The 24588-nt window shown below is 66.1% G+C and carries 19 protein-coding genes; 10 read left to right on the top strand and 9 right to left on the bottom strand.

The genetic code is table 11. The annotated features are described in order from the left end of the window. Positions 1-446: 446 nt before the first annotated feature. Both B5J99_RS18505 and B5J99_RS18510 read right to left on the bottom strand, forming a co-directional pair. On the bottom strand, positions 447-1610 hold the full coding sequence (locus tag B5J99_RS18505; protein ID WP_117353255.1) for a glycosyltransferase family 4 protein: 1164 nt from the start codon (positions 1608-1610) through the stop codon (positions 447-449). A 20-nt stretch (positions 1611-1630) separates the two neighbouring features. Further along, positions 1631-2533, bottom strand: a complete 903-nt coding sequence (locus tag B5J99_RS18510; protein ID WP_117353256.1) for an alpha/beta fold hydrolase — start codon at positions 2531-2533, stop codon at positions 1631-1633. A 37-nt stretch (positions 2534-2570) separates the two neighbouring features. Between B5J99_RS18510 and B5J99_RS18515 the strand changes: the two genes are divergently transcribed. Continuing rightward, a complete protein-coding gene (locus tag B5J99_RS18515) occupies positions 2571-3971 on the top strand; it encodes a protein adenylyltransferase SelO family protein (protein WP_117353615.1) in 1401 nt (466 codons plus the stop codon). A 72-nt stretch (positions 3972-4043) separates the two neighbouring features. Here the strand turns inward: B5J99_RS18515 and B5J99_RS18520 are convergent, their stop codons facing one another. The 4 genes from B5J99_RS18520 to B5J99_RS18535 form a co-directional block, all read right to left on the bottom strand. Beyond that, positions 4044-5300, bottom strand: coding sequence for a DUF445 domain-containing protein (locus tag B5J99_RS18520; RefSeq protein WP_069050474.1), 1257 nt, complete (start codon positions 5298-5300; stop codon positions 4044-4046). A 16-nt stretch (positions 5301-5316) separates the two neighbouring features. Beyond that, positions 5317-8499, bottom strand: a complete 3183-nt coding sequence (locus B5J99_RS18525) for an efflux RND transporter permease subunit (RefSeq protein WP_069050475.1) — start codon at positions 8497-8499, stop codon at positions 5317-5319. 182 nt (positions 8500-8681) lie between these two features. Next, entirely contained in the window at positions 8682-9905 is a 1224-nt protein-coding gene (locus B5J99_RS18530) for an efflux RND transporter periplasmic adaptor subunit (protein WP_117353257.1), read from the bottom strand. Positions 9906-10233: 328 nt separating this feature from the next. Beyond that, positions 10234-10503, bottom strand: coding sequence for a GlsB/YeaQ/YmgE family stress response membrane protein (locus B5J99_RS18535; protein ID WP_054136216.1), 270 nt, complete (start codon positions 10501-10503; stop codon positions 10234-10236). A gap of 282 nt (positions 10504-10785) precedes the next feature. Between B5J99_RS18535 and B5J99_RS18540 the strand changes: the two genes are divergently transcribed. Both B5J99_RS18540 and B5J99_RS18545 read left to right on the top strand, forming a co-directional pair. Next, positions 10786-11118, top strand: coding sequence for a DUF6481 family protein (locus B5J99_RS18540; RefSeq protein WP_117353258.1), 333 nt, complete (start codon positions 10786-10788; stop codon positions 11116-11118). A 15-nt stretch (positions 11119-11133) separates the two neighbouring features. After that, positions 11134-11811, top strand: a complete 678-nt coding sequence (locus B5J99_RS18545) for a spermidine synthase (protein WP_117353259.1) — start codon at positions 11134-11136, stop codon at positions 11809-11811. A gap of 113 nt (positions 11812-11924) precedes the next feature. On the opposite strand, the gene B5J99_RS18550 is transcribed toward B5J99_RS18545, so the two are convergent. Continuing rightward, on the bottom strand, positions 11925-13169 hold the full coding sequence (locus B5J99_RS18550) for a Coenzyme F420 hydrogenase/dehydrogenase, beta subunit C-terminal domain (protein ID WP_117353260.1): 1245 nt from the start codon (positions 13167-13169) through the stop codon (positions 11925-11927). Positions 13170-13306: 137 nt separating this feature from the next. Between B5J99_RS18550 and B5J99_RS18555 the strand changes: the two genes are divergently transcribed. Genes B5J99_RS18555 through B5J99_RS18570 form a run of 4 tightly spaced genes read left to right on the top strand, consistent with a single transcriptional unit; the run spans position 13307 to position 17612 of the window. After that, positions 13307-13642 carry an STAS domain-containing protein gene (locus tag B5J99_RS18555; RefSeq protein WP_117353616.1) on the top strand — a complete coding sequence of 112 codons (336 nt, stop codon included), beginning with the start codon at positions 13307-13309 and terminating at the stop codon, positions 13640-13642. A gap of 57 nt (positions 13643-13699) precedes the next feature. Further along, the gene (locus B5J99_RS18560; protein ID WP_069050479.1) at positions 13700-14674 is read left to right on the top strand and encodes an MBL fold metallo-hydrolase; all 975 of its coding nucleotides are present in this window, start codon (positions 13700-13702) and stop codon (positions 14672-14674) included. Further along, a complete protein-coding gene (locus B5J99_RS18565; protein WP_162892671.1) occupies positions 14649-16718 on the top strand; it encodes a CHASE2 domain-containing protein in 2070 nt (689 codons plus the stop codon). The genes B5J99_RS18560 and B5J99_RS18565 overlap by 26 nt, the downstream gene beginning before the upstream one ends. Before the next feature lie 21 nt (positions 16719-16739). Further along, entirely contained in the window at positions 16740-17612 is an 873-nt protein-coding gene (locus B5J99_RS18570; protein WP_069050481.1) for an HpcH/HpaI aldolase/citrate lyase family protein, read from the top strand. A 3-nt stretch (positions 17613-17615) separates the two neighbouring features. On the opposite strand, the gene B5J99_RS18575 is transcribed toward B5J99_RS18570, so the two are convergent. Continuing rightward, a complete protein-coding gene (locus B5J99_RS18575; RefSeq protein WP_069051847.1) occupies positions 17616-17780 on the bottom strand; it encodes a DUF2256 domain-containing protein in 165 nt (54 codons plus the stop codon). A gap of 101 nt (positions 17781-17881) precedes the next feature. Between B5J99_RS18575 and B5J99_RS18580 the strand changes: the two genes are divergently transcribed. Beyond that, entirely contained in the window at positions 17882-19504 is a 1623-nt protein-coding gene (locus tag B5J99_RS18580; RefSeq protein ID WP_117353262.1) for an amidase, read from the top strand. Next, complete coding sequence (locus B5J99_RS18585) at positions 19501-20142, top strand: AAA family ATPase (protein ID WP_117353263.1); 642 nt, start codon at positions 19501-19503, stop codon at positions 20140-20142. The genes B5J99_RS18580 and B5J99_RS18585 overlap by 4 nt, the downstream gene beginning before the upstream one ends. Here the strand turns inward: B5J99_RS18585 and B5J99_RS18590 are convergent. Further along, positions 20139-21650 (bottom strand): alkaline phosphatase family protein, encoded by a 1512-nt coding sequence (locus B5J99_RS18590; RefSeq protein WP_117353264.1) that lies wholly within the window; start codon positions 21648-21650, stop codon positions 20139-20141. The two genes, B5J99_RS18585 and B5J99_RS18590, sit on opposite strands and share 4 nt — an antisense overlap. A 154-nt stretch (positions 21651-21804) precedes the next feature. Between B5J99_RS18590 and ppc the strand changes: the two genes are divergently transcribed. Next, on the top strand, positions 21805-24507 hold the full coding sequence (gene ppc / locus B5J99_RS18595) for a phosphoenolpyruvate carboxylase (protein ID WP_117353265.1): 2703 nt from the start codon (positions 21805-21807) through the stop codon (positions 24505-24507). Positions 24508-24588 lie beyond the last annotated feature (81 nt).

Consider the following 24588-nt stretch of genomic DNA (forward strand, 5'->3'; position numbering starts at 1 on the left):
GTCAGCTGTGCGGCAGCTTTGGATTTCCTTCCTCGCCGCACACCGGTCTCGGCCGGGAGCCACCGAAAGCGCAAGATGGAAGGACCATCAGCCCTTGGCGGGATGAGGCTTAGCACCAGATCACCCGCCAGTCCGCCGCACGCATCCGGTTTCGACCGGACCGTCCCCGGCCCGCCGCCCTGCGCGCGCTTGTCTGTGTTTTCAGGAACAGGAAGGGTGCGCGCGCAAATCCAACAGGGGTTTGGCCTCTGTCGTACTGGCCTCTTGCGTCATTCCCGCGAAGGCGGGAATCCCGCTATTGCGCCGACGCTCGAGCAGAAGCGGGACCCCCGCCTTCGCGGGGGTGACGGGGATGTTGGGCTGGCGTGGGTGCGGGGCCTTCGACAGGCTCAGGCTGAGCGGATGTCGGGTGCGGCTGGAGCGGGAGGCAGCGTGCGACGCCCCCCTCACCTGCCGAACTCGGGCCGTCCCATCGCGCGGCCGTAGAGCGAGGCGTAGCGTTCGATCATCTTGCGCTCGTCGAACTCGGCCTCGGCCTTCGCCCGGTTGGCGGCGCCCAGCGAGGCGCGCAGCGCGGGGTCGCTGGCGAGGCGCCGCAGATTGTCGATCAGCCCCGCTTCGCTGCCGGGCTCGCCCAGCAGGCTCGCGTTGTCGGGTGCGACCATGTGCGCGACATCGCCCACCATCGGCGCTGCCACCGGCAGCCCGGCGGCCATTGCCTCCATCACCGAGATCGGCTGCTGCTCGCTGTCCGAGGACAGAGCGAAGATATCGAACAGCCCGATATAGCGCGCGGGGTTCTTGAGGAAGCCCGGCATCAGCAGCCGGTCGGAGAGGCCGACGCGCGCGGCCTCGGCCTCGATCGCTGTGCGCTCGGGCCCCTCGCCCACGATCACCAGCCGCACCGGCATGTCGAGCGCGGCGACCGCGCGCACCAGCCGCGGCAGGTTCTTGACCGCGCGAAGGCCTGCAAGCGTGCCGATGACGATCTCGCCATCGCGCCGCTGGAAGCCGGGCAGCGCGCCGCGCTGCGGGCGCTTGGCATAGGCTGCGATATCGATGCCGTTGGCGATCCGCCGCACCCGGCTGTCGGGCTGCTTCCATACGTCGTACGCGATCCGCTCGAGCGTGTGCGAGGGCACCACCAAGGCCTCGGTGCGCGCAAGGCCGACGATGCGGAACCAGTTGCGCTTGCGCTTGAGCCGCACCGCCTCGTCCTCGTTGAAGCCATCCTCGTGATGGATCACAGGTGGCAGCGGCGTGGTGCCTGCAAAGATGGTGCGCGCCATCACGCCATCCATCGCGCCCCAGTTGTAGCTGCAGATGAGGTCGAACTGTTTGAAATACTCGACGAACACCCGGTAGCGCGCGATGCTGGGCTTGCCCGCCAGCGAGGGCGCATCGGTCGGGAAATCGGCGCGGATGCCCGGCGCGATCGCGGCGCGCGCGCCCAGCGCCCCGGGCACCGCGGTCAGGATGGTGTGGTGCGCCGCGCCGCCGAAATAATTCATCAGCCGAACCGCGCGCGCCTCCTTGCCGCCCAGATCGAACGTGCTGTGCAGGTGCAGGATACGCGCCGGGTTGAACGTGGGCTTGATGGGAGGCTTCATAAGCGCGGGGCTATAACCGCTCAGGCCTGGGTCGCAAGCGCCATGGCATCAACCTCGCCGAGCAATGTGGCGATCGCGTCAGCCACCTCGGGCTCCTCGAGCGAGGGCGCATGGCCCTTGTTCGCGACCGTGAGCAGACGGCCCTGCGGCAGCACGCCCAGCATCCGCTGCGCGGTATCCACGCTGAACAGATCGGACATCGCGCCGCGCACGATCAGCACCGGCACCGGGGCGAGCCCCGCCAGCGTCGGCCACAGATCGACCCCCGCCTCGCCGCCGGGCACCGCAAAGGGCTCGGCGATCTTCATGTCGTAATCATAGACGATGCGCCCGCCCGGCCCGACCTTCATCGCCTTCTTGGCCATGTCCAGCCAGTCGCTGACGCTGTTGCCCGGAAACACCGCGCCCTGCACTTCGGACAGCGCACGCGCCGCGTGCATCCATGTGGGGAACGAACGTCCCTGGCCGACATAATCGCGGATCCGCGCCAGCCCTGCCGGCTCGATCTGCGGGCCGACATCGTTGAGCAGCGCGCCGACCACGCGCCCGGGCCGGGTCGAGGCGAGCAGCATGGTGATGAGGCCACCCAGCGAGGTGCCGATCGAAACGAAGCGCTCGATCTTCTGCTCCTGCAGCAGCGCCTCCATGTCCTGCACATAGGTCAGCGGCACATAGCTCATCGGGTCCTTAGCATAAGCGCTGTCGCCGCGGCCGCGCAGATCGACGCAGATCACCCGCCAGTCGCCAGCCAGCTTTGCTGCGACCTGCTCGAAATCGCGCGCGTTGCGGGTGAGCCCGGGGATGCAGATCACCGGCGGGCGGTGCGCGTTTTCCGGTCGTGCGGGATAGTCGCGAAAATGCAGCCGCAAGCCGTCGTTCGACCACCAGAAACCGTCGCTATAGGGTATATCGGGCTTGGTCATGGTTGCGCGGGCTCCGTTTGAACCCCACTATCGCTGGATGACATCAGAACCGCAAGCCGCTTCCACCCGCGCCGACCCGGCGATCCTGTCCATCGCCGATGCCATCGCCCATCCGGTCAAGGCGGCGGATTTCCCGCAGACGCTGCTGCGCTTCCGCAACGACCGGCATGCCGCGACGGTGGGGCTGGACGGGCTCGACGATGCGGCCTGGGCGCGGCACTTCGGGCGGTTCGAACCCCTGCCCGGCAACCTGCCGCAGCCGCTGGCGCTCGCCTATCACGGCCACCAGTTCCGCAATTATAACCCGCAGATCGGCGACGGACGCGGGTTCCTGTTCGCGCAGGTCCGCGATGATGCCGGGCGGTTGCTCGACCTGGGGACCAAGGGATCGGGGCAGACCCCGTTCAGCCGCGATGGCGACGGGCGGCTGACGCTCAAGGGGGCGGTACGCGAGATCCTGGCGACCGAGATGCTCGAGGCTTTGGGGGTACACACCTCCAAGACCTTCTCGGTGATCGAGACCGGCGAGGAACTGTGGCGCGGCGACGAGCCCTCGCCCACCCGCTCGGCGGTGCTGGTGCGGTTGAGCCACAGCCATATCCGCTTCGGCACCTTCCAGCGGATCGCGTACGAGGACGATGCCGACAAGATGCGGCGCGTCGTGCGCTATGCGCTCGATACGCTCTACGATGGCCGCACCGGCGACAATGACGCGGCGCTGCTGCTGACCCTTGCAGTCGAGCGGATGGCCGATCTGGCGGCGAGCTACATGGTCGCAGGCTTCGTCCACGGCGTGCTCAACACCGACAACATGAACATTACCGGCGAAAGCTTCGATTATGGCCCATGGCGGTTCGCGCCGACCTGGCAGCCGGGGTTCACCGCGGCCTATTTCGACCATTCGGGGCTGTATGCCTTTGCCCGCCAGCCCGAGGCGATCCACTGGAACCTCGGCCAGCTCGCGGTTGCGCTGCGGCTGATCAGCGAGGCCCCGCCGCTGATCGCCGCGCTAGAACGCTTCGGGCCGCTCTACCAGCAGGCGCTGGTGCGGCGCGTTTGCTGGCGGCTGGGGGTCGCAAGCCAGGGGGTCGAGGCCGACCGCCATCTGGTCGCCGCCGCCGAGGCAGTGATGATGCAGGGCGGCGTCAGCATCGACGCCTTCTTCTTCGCGTGGATGGGCGATGCGATGCCCGAATGCCCGGCGGAACTGCTCGGCACCGAGGGCGAGGCACTGTGGGCGGCATTCGGTGCGGTCAAAGCGGGTTATGCGCCGGTGCGGGCTCGGACCCACGCCTATTGGCAGGGTGCGGCGCCGCAATCGATGCTCATCGACGAGGTCGAGAGCATCTGGGCCGCCATCGCCGAGCGCGACGACTGGGGGCCGCTGTTTGCCAAGGTCGATGCGGTCAGGGCGATGGGGGATGCGCTGAAGGGCTGAAAATCTTCTCCGGCCCTACTAAAGAGCGCAGCCGCTCTTCAACCGTCATCCTGAACCGGATGGTCTTCTTCGCTAACCCAACCACACCATCGCAGCGTGGATCGTCAGCCCCACCAGCCCGCCGACCAGAGTGCCGTTGATGCGGATGAACTGGAGGTCCTTGCCCACTGCAGTCTCGACCCGGTCGGTGATCGTGCGCGCATCCCAGCGGTGCACGGTTTCGGACACCAGCCGGACGATCTGGTCACCATAGCGGTTGGAAATGCCCACCAAGGTGCGCCGGGCGAAGCGGTTGATCTGCATCTGCATCCGCGCATCGGTCTGCAGCGCCTCGCCGATCTGGCGCAGGCCGTCGCCGAACTGGCCCGAGAGCGCGTGATCGGGGTTGCGCGCGGCGCGGATCAGCGCGGTGCGGCTGCGCTCCCAAAGCCCGTCGAGCCAGCGCGCCATCGCCGGGTTGGCCAGCATCTCGGTCTTGATGTCGGCGACCTTGCCCTGCATCTCGGGATCGTTGAGCAGCCGGTACGCCATCGTCTCCAGCCCCTCTTCGACCTTGTGGCGCAGCGGATGGTTGGTGTCCTCGGCCATGTCGAACAGCAGGTTGTGCAGCCCGTCGACGATGCCGGTGGCGAGCCGTTCGTCGAGCCCGGTCCAGCGCATGATCGAATTGGCACGGCTGCGTACCATGTCGCGCAGCAGCTCTTCATTGGCGAACAGCGTGCGCTGGGTCCATTTGATGATGCCGTCCATCAGCGGCAGGTGGCGGTTGTCGGCGATCGCCGCGCTCAGGATCTGGCCGAGCAGCGGCGCGACATCGAGCTTGTCGAGCTGGACCCTCAGCGCCTCCTTGGCGTTGCCGCCGAGCCGGTCCTGATCGAGGGATTCGAGCACGTCGGCGATCATGTTCGATGCGCCCAGCCGCAGCCGTCCCTCGCCGCCGGTGGGTTGGACGAGGAACCGCCCGGCAGCGCCCGCAACATTCATGCTGCGCATCCGCCGCGCGACCACCAGAGGCGTCAGGAAATTGCTGCGCAGAAACTGCGCCATAGTGTCGCCGATGCGGTCCTTGTTGCGCGGGATGATCGCGGTGTGCGGGATTGGCAGGCCGAGCGGATGGCGGAACAGCGCGGTGACCGCAAACCAGTCGGCCAGCCCGCCGACCATCGCCGCCTCGGCAAAGGCGCGGACATAGCCCCAGCGCGCATCGACATGCCCTTCGGCCCAGTGGGTGGCGAGGAACACGCCTGCCATCACCACGAGCATACCGGTGGCGATGGCGCGGATGCGCCATGCCGGGTCAGCGCTTCTTGGCAAGACGCTGGCTGTCATGACCGACGCCCGCCGCTCACTCCGCAGGCTGAATCCCGTGCGGGCGACCACCCGCCATCAGCGCCTCGTCATCGGCATTGTCGCCGGGCTTGTAGGTGAGGAACTTGGTGCGCAGCCACGGTCCGACGCGCTTTTCGACGCCATCGGCCAGGCTGAAGCCCGCCGGAACGATGATCAGGGTCAGCAGCGTAGAGACGATCAGCCCGCCGATCACCACAATGCCCATCGGCGCGCGCCAGGCCCCATCGCCCGAAAGCGACAAGGCGGTGGGCACCATCCCTGCGGTCATCGCCACCGTGGTCATCACGATCGGCTGCGCACGCTTGTGCCCGGCCTCGAGGATCGCCTCGAGCTTGGGCACCCCGCGCTGCATTTCCTCGATGGCAAAGTCGATCAGCAGGATCGAGTTCTTGGACACGATCCCCAGCAGCATCAGCACCCCGATCAACACCGGCATCGAAAGCGGTTGGCCAAGCACCCAGATCAGGAAGATACCGCCCAAAGGCGCGAGCGCCAGGGAGCCCATATTGACCAAGGGCGACATCAGCCGCTTGTAGAGCAGCACCAGCACCGCGAACACCAGCAGCACGCCCGAGACCAGCGCAATCACGAAGTTGATCGCAAGCTCTGCCTGCCATTCCTGTTCGCCAAAGGGCTTGTTGCCCACGCCCGTCGGCAGGTTCTTCATGATCGGCAGGTTGTTGATCGCAGTCATCGCCTCACCGGTGACCACGCCCGGCGCCAGATCCACCCCGATGAACACGCGGCGTTCCTGGTTGTAGCGCTGGATGGTGGTCGGGCCGGAGCCGAACGAGATGTCCGCCACCCGGCTGAGCGGCACCGAGCCGCCCGCTGCGGTCTGCACCGGCAGGTTCTGGATGGTGTTGAAATCGTTGCGCGATTCCTTGGGCAGCACGACGCGGATCTGGATCTGGCGATCAGACAGCGAGAATTTCGCCGCATTCTGCTCGATCTCGCCCAGGGTCGCGATACGGATCGCCTGGCTGAGCGCTGCGGTGGTGATGCCCAGCTGGGCAGCCAGGTCGGCGCGCGGCTTGATGATGATTTCCGGACGGCGCATGTCGGCGTTGACGCGCGGGCCGGTGACCTGCTTGAGCCCCTTCATCTGCTCGACCAGCGTGCCAGCCGTGGCGTAAAGCTGATCGGGATTGGAACCGGTCAGCATGACCGAAATGTCGCGGTTGGTGCCGCCGCCGCCCGATTGCGAGGCGAAGGTCACCCGGGCATCGGGGATGCTTTGCAGCGTCTTGGCGAGATTGCGCTCGAACTCGATCGAAGTCTTCTCGCGCTCCTTCTTCAGCGTCACGAAAATCGTGCCATTGCCTTCGCGGATGCGGATCAGCGCGAGTTCCACCTCGGGCTGCTGGTACATGATCGCGGCCACCTTGTCGGCGACGACCTCGGTCTGCTCGAGCGTGGTGCCCGGCACCATCTCGATCTGGATGCGGCTGTTGTCCTCGTCGGTCGTCGGCTGGAACTGCGCCGGGGTGCTGGCGAACAGCACGATGGTGATGAGGAATGCCAGCAGGCCAACCCCCATCATCCACATCCGGTGGTCCAGGAACATCGAGACGAGCTTGCGGCCGAAGCTGGGCTTTTCGCCGCGAAAGGCCTGCGCGCGGCTCTTATCGAGCGACCAGTCGAGCAGCCGCATATAGCGGTCCATCAGCTTGCCTTCGCCATGCGCGGCGTGGCCCTTGGCCTCCAGGAAATAAGCCGCGACCATCGGCGTGATCATGCGTGCGACGGCAAGGCTCATCAGCACCGAGACGACGACGGTGATGCCGAAGTTCTTGAAGAACTGGCCCGAAATGCCGGGCATCAGGCCGACGGGCAGGAACACCGCGACGATGCAGAACGAGGTCGCGACCACTGCCAGGCCGATCTCGTCGGCAGCATCGATCGACGCCTGATAGGCCGATTTGCCCATGCGCATATGCCGGACGATATTCTCGATCTCCACGATCGCGTCATCGACCAGCACGCCCGCCACCAGCCCCAGCGCGAGCAGCGAGAGGAAGTTGAGGTTGAAGCCCAGCAGATCCATGAACCAGAAGGTCGGGATCGCCGACAACGGAATCGCGATCGCCGAGATGATCGTCGCGCGCCAGTCGCGCAGGAAGAAGAACACCACGACCACCGCGAGCACCGCGCCCTCGATCATCGATGCGATAGAACTTTCATATTGGCCCTTGGTGTAATCGACGCTCGAGCCCAGCCGGATGAACCGCACCCCGGGGTTCTGCGCCTTGAGTTCGTCCATCGCCTTGACCGCCTCGTCATAGACGGTGACATCGGAAGCGCCCTTGGACCGGGTCATCGCGAAGTTGACGACCTCCTTGTTGCGCACCTTGCTGATCGAGGTCGGCTCGCCAAAGCCATCGGTTACGGTGGCGACATCGGTCAGCTTGATCGTGCGGCCGCCGCCCAGCGGCACCTGCATCTGCGACAGCTCGAACGCGGTATCGGCATTGCCCAGCACGCGCAGCGACTGCTTGGTGCCGCCGACATCGGCGCGGCCGCCTGCGGCATCGACGTTGATCTGACGCAACGCATTGTTGACGACGCTCGCGGTCACGCCCAGGGCCTGCATCCGCGCGGGATCGAGCACCACCCGGATTTCGCGGTCGACCCCGCCGAAACGGTCGACCTCAGCCATGCCGTCGATCGCCAGCAGCCGCTTGGTCACGGTGTCATCGACGAACCAGCTGAGCTGCTCGATGGTCATGTCATCGGCTTCGACCGCGAAATAGGCGATCGGCTCGCCGGTGGCATCCACCTTGGTCACCGAAGGCTCGAGAATGCCTTCGGGCAGGCTGCCGCGAATCTGGTCGACCGAATTCTTGACCTCGTTCACCGCCTCGATGGTGTCGGTGCCGATCTCGAACTCGACAAAGGTGCTCGAGCTGCCTTCACTCGCGGTCGAGCTGATGTTCTTGACGCCGTTGATCGAGCGCACCGCAGCTTCGATGCGCTGGGTGATCTGGTTCTCGATCTCGGTGGGCGCAGCACCGGGCTGCGAGATGCTGATCTGGACTGCAGGGAAATCGATGTCGGGCTGGTTGACGACATCCATCCGCATGAAGCTGAGGATGCCCGCGAACAGCAGGCCCGTGAAAAAGACGAGCGGGATGATGGGGTTGCGGATCGACCAGGCCGATATGTTCCGGAAGTTCATCGCTTAATCCTCAACCCGCCGGAAATCCGGCCTGCTTTCAGTTACGTCGTGTCAATACGGCCAGATGCACGCGCCATGCAAGCAATGCCGTCCCCAGACCGGTCAACTGCAGAGCCTGCTCGACCAACGCCTGTCGCGGTTCGACGACCGTCAATGGCGCGGGGTGCCTCCGGCCCTGCCGATCAGCCGGCCTTGGCGCCCTGCATCTGCGGCCGCACCGTCTCGCCGGGGTTCAGGAACCCGCCAGCGTAGAGCACGACGCGCTCCTTGCCGGTAATTCCCGAAGCGATGGCGATGCCGCGCGGGGTCACCGTTCCGGTGGTCACGTTGCGCCGCTCGACCTTGTTGTCCTTGCCCACGACATAGACATAGCTGCCCTTGTCGTCGCTGAGCACCGCTGATTCGGGCAGCACCGGCGATTGCGACGATCCGCTGATCACCGCTGCGCTGGCAAAACCGCCAGGGCGAAGCGCCTTGTCATAGCCAAGCGCGATCCGCGCGATTCCCTGGCGCGAGGTTTCGTTGATGACGGGTGCGAGCTGCCAGACCTGGCCGGTAAAGGTACGGCCGGCACCCACCGGGCGCACCTCGGCGCGGACGCCAACGCTCAGATTGGCCAGATCGGCTTCGCTCATCTGCGCGCGCAGTTCCATCTCGCCGCGTGCGGCCATGCGGAAAAGGACGCCCGTGCCTGCGCCGACCACCTGGCCGGGCTCGACATTGCGCTCGAGCACCAGGCCCGATTCGGGGGCACGGATGTTGAGACGGCCATTGCGCGCCTGCGCCTCGCGCAGCTGCGCACGGGCGATCTCGACGCGCGCGTTGGCCGCATCACGGGTCGCGCGGCGACGGTCGACATCCGCCTTGGAAATGAACCCGCGATCGACCAGCTGCAGCGCGCGGTCGAGTTCGTTCTGCGCCAGCACCGCATCGGCCTGGTTGACCTGGATCTGGGCGGCGAGCGAGCGTGCCTGCTGGGTCTGGACGTCCTGGTCGATGATCGCCAGGACCTGGCCGGTCTTCACCCAGTCGCCGGGCTGGACCAGCACACGGATGACCTGGCCGCCCTCGCCCGCGATGCCAATCGGCATTTCGCGGCGCGCGGCGAGCGTGCCGGTCGCGTTGATCACGCGCTCGACCGAGCCGGAGCCGGGAACGATCACGGTGACGGCGGGCGCCTGCGAGTCGGTACCGCCAGCACCTGCCTGCGCGCCTTCACCGGCCGCTGCATCCTTGTCGCCGCCAAAGAAATAGACGCCTGCAGCAATCAGCAGCGCGATGGCGATGACCACACCGATGATGGTATTGCGGCGCTTCTTCTTCGCGTCCTGATCCACGTCGGATCCGTAAAGATCTTCGCTGCGCGCGGTGATGGCATCCCCGCCAAAGCTGCTCTCGTAATTCATTGCCAGATCCGTCCAAACCTCGCCTCCCGGCCGGATGCAGACAGCGCGTCCCCGCATCTGCGAGGACCGGACTGACCTTGGCCGGTGGCGTTGATCCCGAACTGCCGCTTCGACGGCCGCCCAGGTTGCATAGCAGTGTGTTATCCAATTAAGTCACCGCGTGCAAGCCATAATGCGGCGCACGCGGGCTGCTCCTTATGACGTGACATCGACCATGGCAATTGTTGTGGCACAGCGGACACAACAGAAAGGGAGCAGAAGGCCTGTCCGCCCTCTGCTCCCTGTCCTCACGTCAGTTCTCGACAGTAATTGTCGAGCCGGAATGCTGTTAACGAGCGCGACCGCGCTGGACCAGGTTCACGATCGCCAGCAGAATGACTGCGCCGATGAACGCGGTGAGCAGCGTCAGCGGGTCGAACGCGCCGTTGCGCAGGCCGCGACCGCCGAGCAGACCTGCAAGCAGGAAGTGACCCAGCACCGAACCCACGCAGCCGACGACGACATTCCAGAAAATGCCCATCTGTGCGTCGCGGTTCATAACCTTGCTTGCGAGCCAGCCCATGATGCCGCCCATGATCAATGCCAGAATCAAACCCATTTCAATCTCCCGTGTGTCAAGCGATGCCAGCGATCGGGCATCTTGGGGTGGATTACGGCAGAGCGACGAAGTGGTTCCAAGGCGCGATGGGTTATTGCCGCATCGCCATTCTTTGGGCGCGCCGGGCAGCGGCAACTGATCGGCAAGCTGCTTGATTCTTTGCGTTCTGCAGGTGGCTGGACTAAGGCCGGGCGATCAACGATCCGCGCAGATGGTCTGCGCGGCATATCGGGTCGTTCGTGCACGGCACCTTCCCGAACCAGAATGAAGAATTGAGATATCATGGCAGGCTACAAGGATCCGGGCTTTCAGGAACGTCAGGCACTCGCGCAAAAAGCGCGTCAGGCTGCGCTCGACAAGCTGAAAGCCAAGCCTGCGCCCGATCCTGAAGTTGTTGCGCAGCGCCTGGCCGCGCAGGCCGCCAAGGAAGCCGCGCAAGCCGCCAAGCGCGCCGAAAAGCTCGCCGAACGCGAGCAGGCAAAGCTTGATGCCGAAGCCAGGATCGCCGCTGCCGAAGCCGAAGCCGAAAACGCGGCGATGCAGGAAGTCGAGACCGAGGCGGAAAAGAAGCTCAAGCGCGATGCACGTTATGCCGCGCGCAAGAAGCGCAAATAGCCTCAGGCTCTACCGATGATCCCGCGCGAACTCCTCGCCACCGCTGACGTCCCCGGCGGCGGCGATCCCTTGCGGCTGATCCGCCGGGGCGCCGAATTCTCGATCATGCTTGGCGCCAACGAGCTCATGAACAGCCGGTTGAGCGGCTCCGAAGAGGCGCTCGCGACGCTTGCACAGGCCCGGCTGGGGGGTGTGGCAAAGCCGCGTGTGCTGATCGGCGGGCTCGGCATGGGCTTCACCCTGCGCGCGGCGCTGACCGCTTTCGGCCCGCAGGCGGCGATCAGCGTGGCGGAGCTGGTCCCCGAGATCGTCGACTGGGCCCGCGGCCCGATGGCGCACCTGCACCAGGGCACGCTGGACAGCGCGCAGGTTCAGGTCTGCGTGACCGATGTCGGCGCGCTGATCCGCAAGGGCCCTGCGCAATATGACGCGATCCTGCTCGATGTCGACAACGGCCCCGACGGCCTGTCGCGCGAAGGCAACGACGCGCTCTACACGCTGGCGGGCCTGGCCGAGGCGCGCGCTGCGCTTCGCCCCGGCGGGGTGCTCGCGGTGTGGTCGAGCGGCCCCGACCCCCGGTTTACTTCGAGGCTGCGCAAGGCGGGCTTCGATGCGTCAGAAGAAACCGTTCGCGCGACCAAGTCAGGCCGCGGCGCACGCCACACCGTCTGGATCGCGGTTCGTCGCGACTGATCACAGCGCCGCCCAACCCCGTCATTCCCGCGAACGCGCGAATCCTGCTTGGGCGCGACGGTGGCGAAGAAGCGGGCCCCCGCGTTCGCGGGGGTGACGATCATTCTATAGCGTCAGGTGTCACTTGGCTCGCGCCGTTCCCCGGGCTCCGGCTCGATCCCATAAGGCTTGACCAGCGCCCAGACGTGATCGGGGATCATCGTCTTCATCTTGGGCCGAGCCGCGCGGCGCAGGTGGAGCACGGTCTCGACCGCCTTCATCTCGAGCCTGGCGCGCGCAAACTCGGTGCCGCGCGGGCCTACCCGTGGCATCAGCCAGCCGAAGACCTTGCGCAGCATCTTGGGCATTCGCCGCAGCGGCAGCCCGCCTGCCGCAAGCTCGGTGTTGGTCAGAAACCCCTTGACCGGACCTGCCCTTTTGCCAGCGCTGGTGAGTTCGGCCGTGCGCAGTTCGTCGCCCAGCAGGCGCACCAGCTCCTCGCCGCGTTCGTTGCGCACCAGCAGCCACTGCTTGCCGCGCCCCGCCATATAGCCGACTGTGATGTCGGCGAGCACATTGGTATAGTCGACACAGGTGCGGCAAGTGAGCGGGAAGAAATCGCCCGGCAGGTCCGATATCGGCAGCTGCAGGAACGGAATTTCACGGGTTGCCCCATCGTCGAAGCGCAATTCGACGTGATAATCGGCGCGGAACTCCAGATAGCTGATCGTCTCTGGCCGGTCGGAGAGCAGCCCCAGGAACGTGTGGAAATTCTCGGTGGTGGTGTTGTCCGAACATGGCGTGCCGATGACGTAGATCCGCTCGAACCCCAATTCCGCCTCGAGCGCGCGCAATGCGTGGATCTGGCACGCAATCCCCACCACCGCGATCCGCCTGTGCCCCGCCGCGCGCGCCGGCTCGAGCAAAGCGAGCAGCGGCGCATAGCCCATCCGCATGCCGCGCACCTCTGCCATGTCCTCAGCCCGGGTGACCAGCATCGGCAGCGGCCGCCAGCGATCGTCCGGATGCGGGCCGACGGCGAGCACCGCATCGACCGCGCCTGTCTCAAGCAGCCGCGCGCCGATTCGCGTAGTGATCCCTGTCCATTGCGCGCCGGGCGAAGACGGCACCAGCTCTGCCTGCACCATGCGGCGATAGGGGCCGAAGAACAGTTCGTCCCCCTTGGCAGCGTCGCGCGCGCGGCCATGCACCTGGCGTTCGAGCTTCGGGTAATCGGGCTGGATGAACTGGCACGCCCGCCCGCACGCCTTGGGGTCGCTGGTGCGCGATATTCCGCAATCGGTGCACAGGCTGCGCGGGGCCGCAGGGGCGAAATCCACCGTCGTGATATGCGGGTTGGTCGGTCGGGAAGTGTCCATCGAGGTTGACACTAACCGGTGCGAGGCCGGACGGCAAATTGTCCCGTTTCGCATCGACGCTTAGGCTACGTTCAGGGCAACTTCCCACGAGGTTAATTTGTCGCTACGCTTTGTGCGACATGCGAAAGGCAGAAGACATGCAGTGGTCCAGCACCGAGCGGCAGGGATGCATCGTCGCGAGCCCGGATGGCCGGGTCGACGAGGCAACAGCACAGGCTTTCACCGATCATCTGGCGAGCAGCGTCAGCCTCGCCGCCGAGTCGCCCAGTCGCAAGCTGATCGTCGATTTTGCCGGCCTGGACTATATGTCGTCGCGCGGTCTGCGCGCGCTGACGCTGGCCAAGCGCCAGGCGGACACCGCAGGCGTCGCAATGGCGCTGGCGCGGCCCAACACGGTGATGCGCGAAATCCTGGCGATCAGCCGGTACGACAAGCTGTTTGCCGTCACCGATACGATCGAGGGTGCTCTATAGGCCGAAACGCCAGCGGGGGGCCGCACCGGCGGAATTGTGAACTTGAGGGGGGTTTGGATGCTGGTCCGGTTCTGGGGAACGCGCGGGTCTCTGCCTGTCGCCGCAACCGCGTCGATCGTGCAGGAAAAGGTGGCCAGCGCGCTGCTCGCGGCATCGGGCCGCAGCTTTGCCGATCTCGACGAAGCACGCGCCTTCACCCGCAACGAGCTCGACTTCGCCACCGGCGGCACCTTTGGCGGCGCTACCACCTGTGTCGAGATCGAGGCGGGCGATGCAGCGGCGGGCGACCCCTATATCATCTGCGACATGGGCAGCGGTCTGCGCGGCTTCGGGCTCGATGCCATGCGCCGCTGTGCGGGGGGCCATGCGCGGGTCTATCATTTCTTCATGTCGCATCTGCACTGGGACCATATCATGGGCTTCCCGTTCTTCGTGCCAGCATTCGACCCCAATGCGCATATCATCATCCATTCGGGCCATGACGATGCCGAGACGGCGCTGCGGCGCCAGCAGGAGGAAATCTCCTTCCCCGTGGCGTTCGACTGGCTGCGCGCCAAGATCGAGTTCCGCACGCTCAAGCCCGGCGAGGTCTATCAGATCGGCGCTGTGCAGGTGGAACTGATGGAGCAGCATCATTCGCACAGCAGCTTTGGCTATCGCTTCACCGATGCCGCCGGAAAGGTCGCGGTGTTCAGCACCGACAGCGAGCACAAGATGGAGAAGATGCACGGCGAAGCCGATGTCGAGGCGTTCTTCGGCAACGCCGACCTGGTGATCTGCGACACGATGTACTCGCTCGCCGACAGCGTCTCGATGAAGGAGGACTGGGGTCATTCCAGCAACATCGTCGCGATCGACCTGTGCCACGGCGCGCGCGCCAAGCGGCTGGCACTGTTTCACCACGAACCGGTCTATTCGGATGCAGACATCGCGCGGATGCATGGCGAAAGCATCCGTTACGAGGAACTGACCCGCGAGCATGCTCCGCTGGAGGTGCTGTGCGCCTATGACGGCCTTGAAGTCGCCCTCTAGCGCGGCCGCGCTCCCTTCGCGCACCTTGTGGCTGGCGGCGCTGGCGGGCTTCGCCGCCGCGGCCCTGCTCAGCATCGCGCTCAGCCCGCGCGAACAGAACACCGTGTTTGATGGCTGGCAATGGCTGTCGCCGCGCGACCTGTCGCAAAGCGATGTACGCGTGGTGGCGATCGGCGATGAAAGCCTCGAGGTCATAGGCAGCTGGCCCTGGCCGCGCAGGGTGTTCGCGACGCTGACGCAGCGGCTGGCCGAGGGCGGCGCCAGCGCGATCGGCTATGACATCATCTTTGCCGAGCCCGATGCGGTCAGCCCCAGCCGCTTTTCCAGGCTCTATCCCCCCGACAGCCCCGCGACCGAGGCCTGGCTGAGCCGGCTGGGCAGCATGGACGACGAGTTTGCCGATGCGATCAGCACCGCGCCTGTGGTTCTAGGCCGCGCTGGGGTGAGCCTGGGCGGGGCAAACCCTGCCGATCTCAACCAATGGGCGACCATCACCGGAAAGCCGCCTGCCGCCCTGCCCCGCTATCCGCTGGTGCAGCGCAATCTCGATACGCTCGAACAGCGCGCACCGGGCTTCGGGCTGCTCAACGGCAAGCCCGACAGCGATGGCCGGGTGCGCGGCGTGCCGCTGGTGCAGCGTACAGGTGAAGCGCTGGTGCCCGGTCTGGCGCTGGAGCTCGCACGAGTGGCGCTCGAGCAGCAGACCGGCACCGATCCGCAGATCACCCTCACCCCGGGCTCAGTGCAGATTGGCGACCGGACGATCCCGATCGACGAGTCCGGGCGGATGCGACTGCATTTTGCCGAGATACCGCAAGATCATGTCTATTCGGCGATCGAGATCCTGTCTGAGGATTTCGACCTCGACCAGCTGCGCGGCAAGACCGTGATCGTCTCGCTGACCGCGGAGGGGTCGCCGGACATCGTCGCGACGCCTTTGGGCTCTGAGATGTTCGGCGTGCTGGTACAGGCGCAGGCGGCCGACGCGATCCGGCGGGGCGGCTGGCTGGTGCGGCCGGTGTGGAGCCAGGCGGCGGAATGGATCAGCGGCGCGCTGCTGGCGATCATCCTGCTGCTCGCCGCACGCCAGACCCGCGGGCGGATGACCTGGGGCGTGCTCGCTGCCGCGCTGGTCGTGCTGCCGCTGGCGAGCTGGCTGCTGTTCCGCTTTGCCGACACGCTGTTCGATCCGGTACGCCCGCTGTTGCTGGGCAGCGGCGCGGCACTTGCGGTGTTCGGCGCGCTGTTCAGCGAGGCCCGGCGCGAGCGCGCGGTGCTGCGCGATGCGCAGAACCGCACCGAGGGCGAGCTCGACGCCGCGCGCGCGATCCAGCTGGGCATGCTGCCCGATCGCACCGCACTGGCCAGGCTCGATCCGCGCATCGATATCGCCGCGCAGCTGGAAGCCGCCAAGTCGGTGGGCGGCGATTTCTACGACATCATCGCGCTGGATGCCGACCGGGTGATGATCCTGATCGCCGATGTCACCGGCAAGGGGGTTCCCGCCGCCTTGTTCATGGCGCTGTCCAAAGCCCTTTCGCGCAGCGTGATGCTGCGCAGCCCGGGCGACCTTGCCGATACCGCCGCGATGCTCAACACCGAGCTGATGCGCGACAGCGGCGATGCGCTGGGGCTCACCATGCTGCTGTGCCTGATCGATCTGGCGACGGGCCGGGTCGAGATGGTCAATGCCGGGCACGACAATCCGCTGCGGATCACCACCTCTGGCGAGGTGATCGAGGAGGCACTGGAAGGCGGCCCGCCCTTCTGCATCATGGACTATCCCTGGCCCGCCGAGCATCTCACCCTGCTGCCCGGCGAGGCTCTGGTGCTGATCACCGATGGCGTGACCGAGGCGCAGAACCGCGACGAGCAGCTGTTCGGCACTCAGCGGACCCGTGACGCGCTAATCGCCGACCAGTCGAGCGCGGCGGCGATGGTCGCGACCATGTGCGACGCGGTGCGCGCCTTCGAACAGGGCACCGACCCCAGCGACGATCTCACCGTGGTTGCCTTCCGCTATCTGGGTGCTAATCCGGCCTGACCTTCAGCCAGGACAACCGCCATGACCGACACCGTCCGCCCGCGGCGCAGCGCGCTGTACATGCCCGCCTCCAACCCCCGCGCGCTTGCCAAGGCGCGCAGCCTTGCCGCCGATGTGATCATCCTCGATCTGGAGGATGCGGTCGCCCCCGAGGCCAAGGCGGACGCGCGAGACGCCGCGATCGCAGCAGCGGCAGAAGGCGGTTTCGGCAACCGTGAGCTTGCGATCCGGATCAACGCGCTGGATACGCCGTGGGGCAAGGATGATCTTGCCGCCGTCGCCCACGCGCAGATCGACGCGGTGCTGATCCCCAAGGTTTGCCGCCCGACCGACATCACCGCGTGCAACGCCGCGCTCGCCGATGCGCCGTCGCGGCTGCAACTGTGGGCGATGATCGAGACCTGCGCTGTCGTTCCGCATCTCGATGCGCTGGCGGCCTTGTCGGCAGGCACCCGGCTGTCGCTGTTCGTGATGGGGGTCAACGATCTCGCCAAGGAAATGCGGGCGAAGCTGACGCCCGAGCGCACGCCGTTCCTGCCGATCCTGTCGCTCGCGGTGGCGGCGGCGCGCGCGCACAACGTCGCGATCCTCGACGGGGTGTGCAACGAGTTCCGCGATCTCGATGTCTTCTCCGCCGAGGCTGATCAGGGGCTGCTGTTCGGCTTCGACGGCAAGACGCTGATCCATCCCGACCAGATCGGCCCGTGCAACGCGGTGTTCTCGCCGAGCGCAGACGAACTGGCGCGCGCGCAGGCGGTGATTGCGGCGTTCGATCTGCCCGAGAATGCGGGCAAGGGCGCGATAAGGGTCGATGGCCGGATGGTCGAACTGCTGCACCTCGAGCAAGCTAGGCAGACGGTCGCGATCGCACGGCAGATCGCCGCGCAGGGCTGACGCTCAGCCCCCGCGGTTCTTGCGCCTCAAGTCACCCTTGCAGCGCTCCGAACAGGTCTTCACATTGTCCCAATCGCGCTCCCATTTCTTGCGCCACGCAAAAGGTCGCCCGCACGCCGCGCAGATCTTTTCGGGTAGGTTCGACTTGGTGTAGCGTTTCTCGGGCATGCGCGCGATATGGTCGCTGGCGGGCGGCTTGGCCAGAGGACGCACAACAAATCGCCTGCGCCCATCTTGCCGGACGGAAACGCCGCGCTATCGTGGGCGTCATGCGAACCCTTGCCCTGGCGCTTGCCGCCATCGCCCCCATCACCCTTCCCTTGCCAGCCCTCGCGCAGGACGAACCGCCGCGCATCGCCCGGATGGCGGTCGAGGTGGAGGAGAAATCGATCACTGAACTGTCCGCGATGCTGGCGGCTGGAACGATCAGCAGCGAGGAACTGGCGCGCGCCTATCTCGACCGGATCGATGCGCTCGACCGCAAGGGGCCCAAGCTCAACAGCGTCATTGCGGTGATGTCCGGCGCGATCGAGGAAGCGCGCATGCTCGATGCCGAACGCAAGGCTGGAACCTTGCGCGGTCCTCTCCACGGCATCCCGATCCTGATCAAGGACAATATCGAGGCGAAGGGCCCGGTCCCCACCACCGCCGGATCGACCGCGCTGCTCGCCAATGTCACCGAGCGCGATGCGCCGCTGGTGGCTCGGTTGCGCGCGGCGGGAGCGATCATCCTGGGCAAGACCAACCTGTCACAATGGGCCAACATCCGTTCGGACAATTCGGTCAGCGGCTGGTCGAGTGTCGGCGGGCTGGTGAAGAACCCCTATGCGCTCGATCGCAACAGCTGTGGCTCGTCCTCGGGCAGTGGTGCTGCGGCAGCGGCAAGCCTGGCGGCGGCGACGATCGGCACCGAGACCGACGGGTCTATTATCTGCCCCTCGTCGATCAACGGGCTGGTCGGGTTCAAGCCGACGCTGGGCCTCGTCTCGCGCACGCACGTCATCCCGATCAGCCACAGCCAGGATACCGCTGGGCCGATGGCGCGCAGCGTCACCGATGCCGCGCTGGTGCTGACCGCGCTGGCGGGAAGCGATCCGGCTGACCCGGCCACGGCGCAAGCCGATGCGCGCAAGACCGATTATGCCGCCGGACTGTCCCCCGGCTATCTTCAGGGCGTGCGCATCGGGGTGCTCAAGGATCGCACCGGCAGCAACGCCCGGGTTCAGGCGGTGTTTGCAGGCGCGCTCGACTGGTTCGCCGCCGCCGGTGCCGAGCTGGTCGAGATCGAGGACAGCCGCACCGGGCTCGATGGCCTTGGCGAGGCCGAGTTCAAGGTGCTGATGGCCGAGCTCAAAGCGGATCTCAACGCGTACCTTGCGAGCACCCCCGCCACGGTGAAGGCGCGCATGCTCAAGGACATCATCGCCTACAACGCCGCAAACGCGGTGATCGAGCTCGCCTGGTTCGACCAGGGGCTGTTCGATCTGGCCGAGAGCCAGAAGGGTCTCGACGATCCCGAATATCGCGAGGCGTTGGCCAAATCGAAGCGGCTGGCGGGCGCAGAAGGCATCGACAAGCTCCTGAAAACGCATGACGTGCGCTTCCTCATCGGCCCCAGCAACGCGCCCGCCTGGGTCAGCGATCTGGTCAACGGCGATCACAGCAGCGGCCCCAGCCAGAGCCAGCTGCCCGCAGTCGCCGGCTATCCGCACATCACCGTGCCGATGGGCTATGTCGCAGGACTGCCCGTCGGCCTGTCGATCATCGGCGGCCAGTGGCAGGACCATGATGTCATCAAGGCGGGCTATGCCTTCGAACAGGCGAGCAAGGCCCGCGTCGCGCCTGGCTATTCCCAGCGCGCAGATGCGGTGGCGGATCCGATCGCTAAATGATCCTGACATTGGAAGGCGCTCCCGCAACTGGCAAATCCTTCCTTGCCAATGCGCTCGTCGCGAAAGGTGCGACCCGGATTGCCGAAGTCAACGAGCTCTGGCGCAGACCGAACGAAGAAGCGCCGACCTGGTATCTGCGCCGTCAACTCGACCGCTATGCCATGGCGCGTGCCGCGAAGACTGCCGACGCCGTGCTTGATGGCGACTGCCTCCAGCCGATCTGGTTCGGTTGGCTGTATCCGGATCGCGTCGGCCAAAACTGGCGATATGCGGTGCGTTTTTTCCGGGACAACGCAGCCTCTTGGGGCCTGCCTGACCAGTTTGTGCTTTTGCACGTTCCGGAGGCCGTCCGCGTACAAAGGGAACGCGCCCGATCACTGCAAAGCGGTCGCAGCGCGGCCAGAGCGCAGGAAAAGGCCGACAAATATGCAACCATGGCGCAGAATCTGGCGCTATGGTTCGAAGCAATCAATTCGGCTTTTCCGGGACTGGTATCCGTGCTCGATTGCCGTCTTGCACCGGCTGAAGATTTCCCGCTTGCGCAGGCCGCGCTTGCGGCCCCCTGCCATCGTGCATTTCTGGATTGGGCCGAAGACTGGCTTGCCAACCATCAGCCGGTCGGATCGCCCGGCATTTAAAAACCCAGGATATGCTTCGCGATGTGATAGATGCTGTGCTGTTCCAGCGTGCCGTGGAAAAGGTGCGCGCTGGGACCGGCGGCTTTCAGCACCACATCCTCCCCGCCATGCGTTTCGCCCGAGGTCGGCACGGTGGCCTGCTGCTGATAGTTCAGCGCCTCGGTGTCCTCCTGCGAAGGATCGTTGCGCGGGCCATCGACCTTCGCGCCGGGGCCATTGGCGTAACCCAGCGTGGTGTAAGGCTTGCCATCCTTGGCGTTGACCGGCTCGCCATCCTCGGTGACGCTGGCAAGCCCGAAGATCGAGGTGCCGCGCGGCGGATAGCCCGCGATGGTGAAGACATGGCTGTGATCGGCGGTGACCAGCACCAATGTGTCCTCGAGATCGACCATCTCGAGCGCCTTGGCGATCGCCGCCTCGAACGCGACGGTATCATCGAGCGCGCGGCGGGCGTTGCCGCCGTGATGCGCGTGGTCGATGCGGCCGCCCTCGATCATCAGCACATAGCCCTTGTCCGCAGAGCCCAGCCGGGTGATCGCCAGCGCAGTCATCTCGGCCAGCGAAGGCTCGCCTGCCTTGTCGCTGGCACGATCGGCCTCGAACTGCATGTGGCTGGGCTCGAACAGGCCCAGCACCGGCGCATCGGCGTTGGCATCAAGCGCGCCGAACTGCGCTGCGTTCCAGATGTACTGGCCCTTGGGATGTTTCTTCTTCCACTCCGCCACCAGGTTGCGACCATCGGTGCGGTTGCCCTTCTTGTCGGCGTATTCCGGATCGCTCTGGTCCTTGGGGTAGAATGCCGTGCGCCCACCGCCCAGCACCAGCTTGAGCTGACTCGACTGCGACCATTCGACCAGCTGGCGCGCGATGTCGTGACACGTTGCGCCTGCGGGCAGTTCGCTGTTGCTTTCCCAGTTGCGGTCGACGCTGTGCGCATAAGCGGACGCGGGCGTGGCGTGGGTGATCCGCGCGGTTGAGATCAGCCCCAGCTGCTTGCCCGCAGCGCCTGCCTGCTCGAACAGCGTCGGCACGTTCTGCCCGCTGGCGGTCTCGCACTTGCCGCGCTGCGCAACCGGGGTAACCGAGAGCATGCCTGAACGGGTCTTGATGCCGGTGACGATGGCGGACGCGGTCGCCGCCGAATCGGCAACCTGGAAATCATGGCTGTAGGTCTTGATCAGCGCCGAATAGGGCATCGCGTCGATCGCGGTCTCGGTTGATTCGCCATCGCGGCCTGCCTTCTGCCCCTGCCAGATGCGCGCAGCCGTCAGCGTGCTGACCCCCATGCCATCGCCTATGAAGATGATGAGGTTCTTCGCCTTGCCCTGGTTGACCGGCGCCGCCAGCCGCGCCTCGAGCTGCGCGCGGCCCTGCGCGGCGTAATCGGCGGCGGTCTGCTCGCCGCGCTCCTTGTCGGGCGCAACCGCCTCGGGCGCGTTGTGCTGAGCGAAGCCCGGCGCAGCCCAAAGAGCGGCAAGGCACAGCAAGGCGGCAAGCGGACGGTTCATCAAAAGCACTCCTTCAAAGGCCCGGCTGCTCTGTCATGATCGGGTGACAAATTCGAGACATTTGACCGATGCGGCCCGCTCTACGTGTGCAATCGATTGCAGATGAGGCACGCGCACCCTTGACCCAGGGATTTTTGCAGCGCAGCATTGGGCCATGGCAGACATAGACACCACCCCGCCCGCCCCCATCAGCCAGAACCCCGATATCCGCTATCTTGGCCGGATCTTGGGCGACGTCATCCGCGCCTATGGCGGCGAGAAGCTGTTCCGCCAGACCGAATACATCCGCTCGGCCAGCGTCGACCGGCACCGCGGCGTTGCCGGCGCCGATGGCATCGACACCGGTCTCGATTCGCTCAATCTCGACGACACGCTCGCCTTTGTGCGCGGATTCATGCTGTTTTCTATGCTCGCCAATCTCGCCGAGGACCGGCAGGGCGTGGCGCAGGAGACCGGTGCAACCGTGGCAGAAGCGGTCGAGCGGCTGCGCGAACATGGCATCGGCGATGCCGCGATCACCGACCTGCTCGAGCACAGCCTGATCGTTCCGGTGCTCACCGCGCACCCCACCGAAGTGCGGCGCAAGTCGATGATCGACCACAAGAACCGCGTTGCCGATCTGATGAAGATGAAGGATGCGGGGCTCGACCACACCCCCAGCGGCGACCGAATCGACGAGGCGCTGCACCGCCAGATCGCTCTGCTGTGGCAGACCCGTCCGCTGCGCCGCGACCGGCTGTTCGTCGCCGACGAGGTGGAGAATGCCCGCGCCTACATGCAGGACGTGTTCCTCCCCGCGCTGCCGATGCTCTATGCCCGCTGGGAGCGCGTGCTGGGCCACCGCCCGCCCGCGTTCCTGCGGCTGGGCAGCTGGATCGGCGGCGACCGCGACGGCAACCCGTTCGTCACCGCCGATGCGCTGCGCCATGCGCTGGGGCGGCAGTGCGAGACCGCGCTGGTGCATTATCTCGACGGCGTCCACGCGCTCGGCCAGGACCTTTCGATCGCCACCGGGCTTTCGAACACCCCCGATGCGGTGCTGGCGCTGGCGGAAGCCAGCGGCGACACCTCGCCCAGCCGCGCCGACGAACCTTATCGCCGCGCGCTTGCAGGAATCTATGCGCGGCTGTGCGCCACGCATATCCGCCTCACCGGCAAGCAGCCGCCGCGCCCCTCTATGCTGTCGGGCGAGGCCTATGCCAGCCCTTCCGAGCTGCGGCACGATCTGGCGGTGCTCGCCAACGGGCTTGCCAGCGATGGCGCTGGAATCCTGGCGAGTGGCGGCGCGCTAGGACGGCTGATCCGCGCGGTTGAAATCTTCGGCTTCCACCTCGCCACGCTCGACCTCAGGCAGAACAGCGACGTCCACGAGCGCGTGGTGGCAGAGCTGCTCAAGGCCGCAGGCGTGTGCGCCGATTACGCCGCGCTGGACGAGGCGGCCCGCGTCGCGTTGCTGCGCGCCGAGCTCGGCCATGGCCGCCTGCTGATCAACCGCTGGCACGATTACAGCGAGGAGACCGCCAAGGAGATCGCGATCGTCGAGGCCGCCGCCCAGGCGCATGTCGATTACGGGCCGCAGGCGATCACCGCGTACAACATCAGCAAGGCCGAAAGCGTGTCCGACATGCTCGAAGTCAACCTGCTGCTCAAGGAGGCTGGGCTCTACCGCCCCGGCGGCGATGCCGGGGCCGCCCCGCAGGCTGCTATCATGGCGGTGCCCTTGTTCGAGACGATCGGCGATCTCGAAGCCGCACCGCAGGTGATGCGCGCTTATTTCGCGCTTCCCGAAATCGCAGGCCTGGTGAAGGCGCGCGGCTATCAGGAGGTGATGGTCGGCTATTCGGATAGCAACAAGGACGGCGGCTATCTCACCTCGACCTGGAGCCTCAACCACGCCAGCCGCGCGCTCGCCAAGGTGTTCGTCGACACCGGGATCGCGATGCAATTGTTCCACGGCCGCGGGGGTGCTGTCGGGCGCGGCGGCGGATCGAGCTTTGCCGCGATCCGCGCGCAGCCCAAGGGGACGGTGCAGGGCCGCATCCGCATCACCGAACAGGGCGAGGTCATCGCCGCGAAATACGGCACGGTCGAAAGCGCGGAGCTCAACCTCGAGGCTATCACCTCGGCCGCCCTGATCGCGACGCTCGACCATGATGATCTGAGCGAAGCCGATGAGGCGCGCTTTGCCGCCGCGATGGACATGATCTCGCGCGATGCCTTCCGCAGCTATCGCGACCTGGTCTACGGCACCGAGGGGTTCAACCAGTTCTTCCGCGCCGCCACCCCGATCACAGAGATCGCCGGGCTCAAGATCGGCTCGCGTCCGGCAAGCCGCTCCAAGAGCCAGCGGATCGAGGATCTGCGCGCTATACCCTGGGTGTTCAGCTGGGCGCAGGCGCGAATCATGCTGCCGGGCTGGTATGGCGTTGGCCAGGCGCTGCAGGGGCATGCCGACAAGGGCCTGCTCACCGCGATGGCGCAGGGCTGGCCGTTCTTCCAGGCGCTGCTCGGGAATATGGAGATGGTGCTGGCCAAGTCCGACATGGGGATTGCGCGCCATTATGCCGGGCTGGTCCCCGACGAAAAGCTGCGCGAGCAGGTCTTCGGTTCGATCACATCGGGCTGGAACGCAGCGCACGACAATCTGCTGAGCATCACCGGTCAGTCGCGACTGCTCGCAGACAATCCTGCGCTAGATGCCTCGATCCGGCTGCGGCTGCCCTATATCGAGCCGCTCAACCTGCTGCAGATAGAGCTGATCAAGCGCCACCGCGCGGGCGAGGCCGACGAGCGTATTCCCGAGGGCATCCAGCTGTCGATCAACGCAATTGCCACCGCGCTGCGCAACAGCGGCTGAGGCTCGCGCGGCTCTGCGCCAAGGGGCTCGCAATAATGGACGGCTTGCGCCAGACTGGCGCGAAGACCGGCCCATTGGATT

This window comes from Blastomonas fulva (assembly GCF_003431825.1).
In the GTDB taxonomy this organism is placed as follows: Bacteria; Pseudomonadota; Alphaproteobacteria; order Sphingomonadales; family Sphingomonadaceae; genus Blastomonas; species Blastomonas fulva.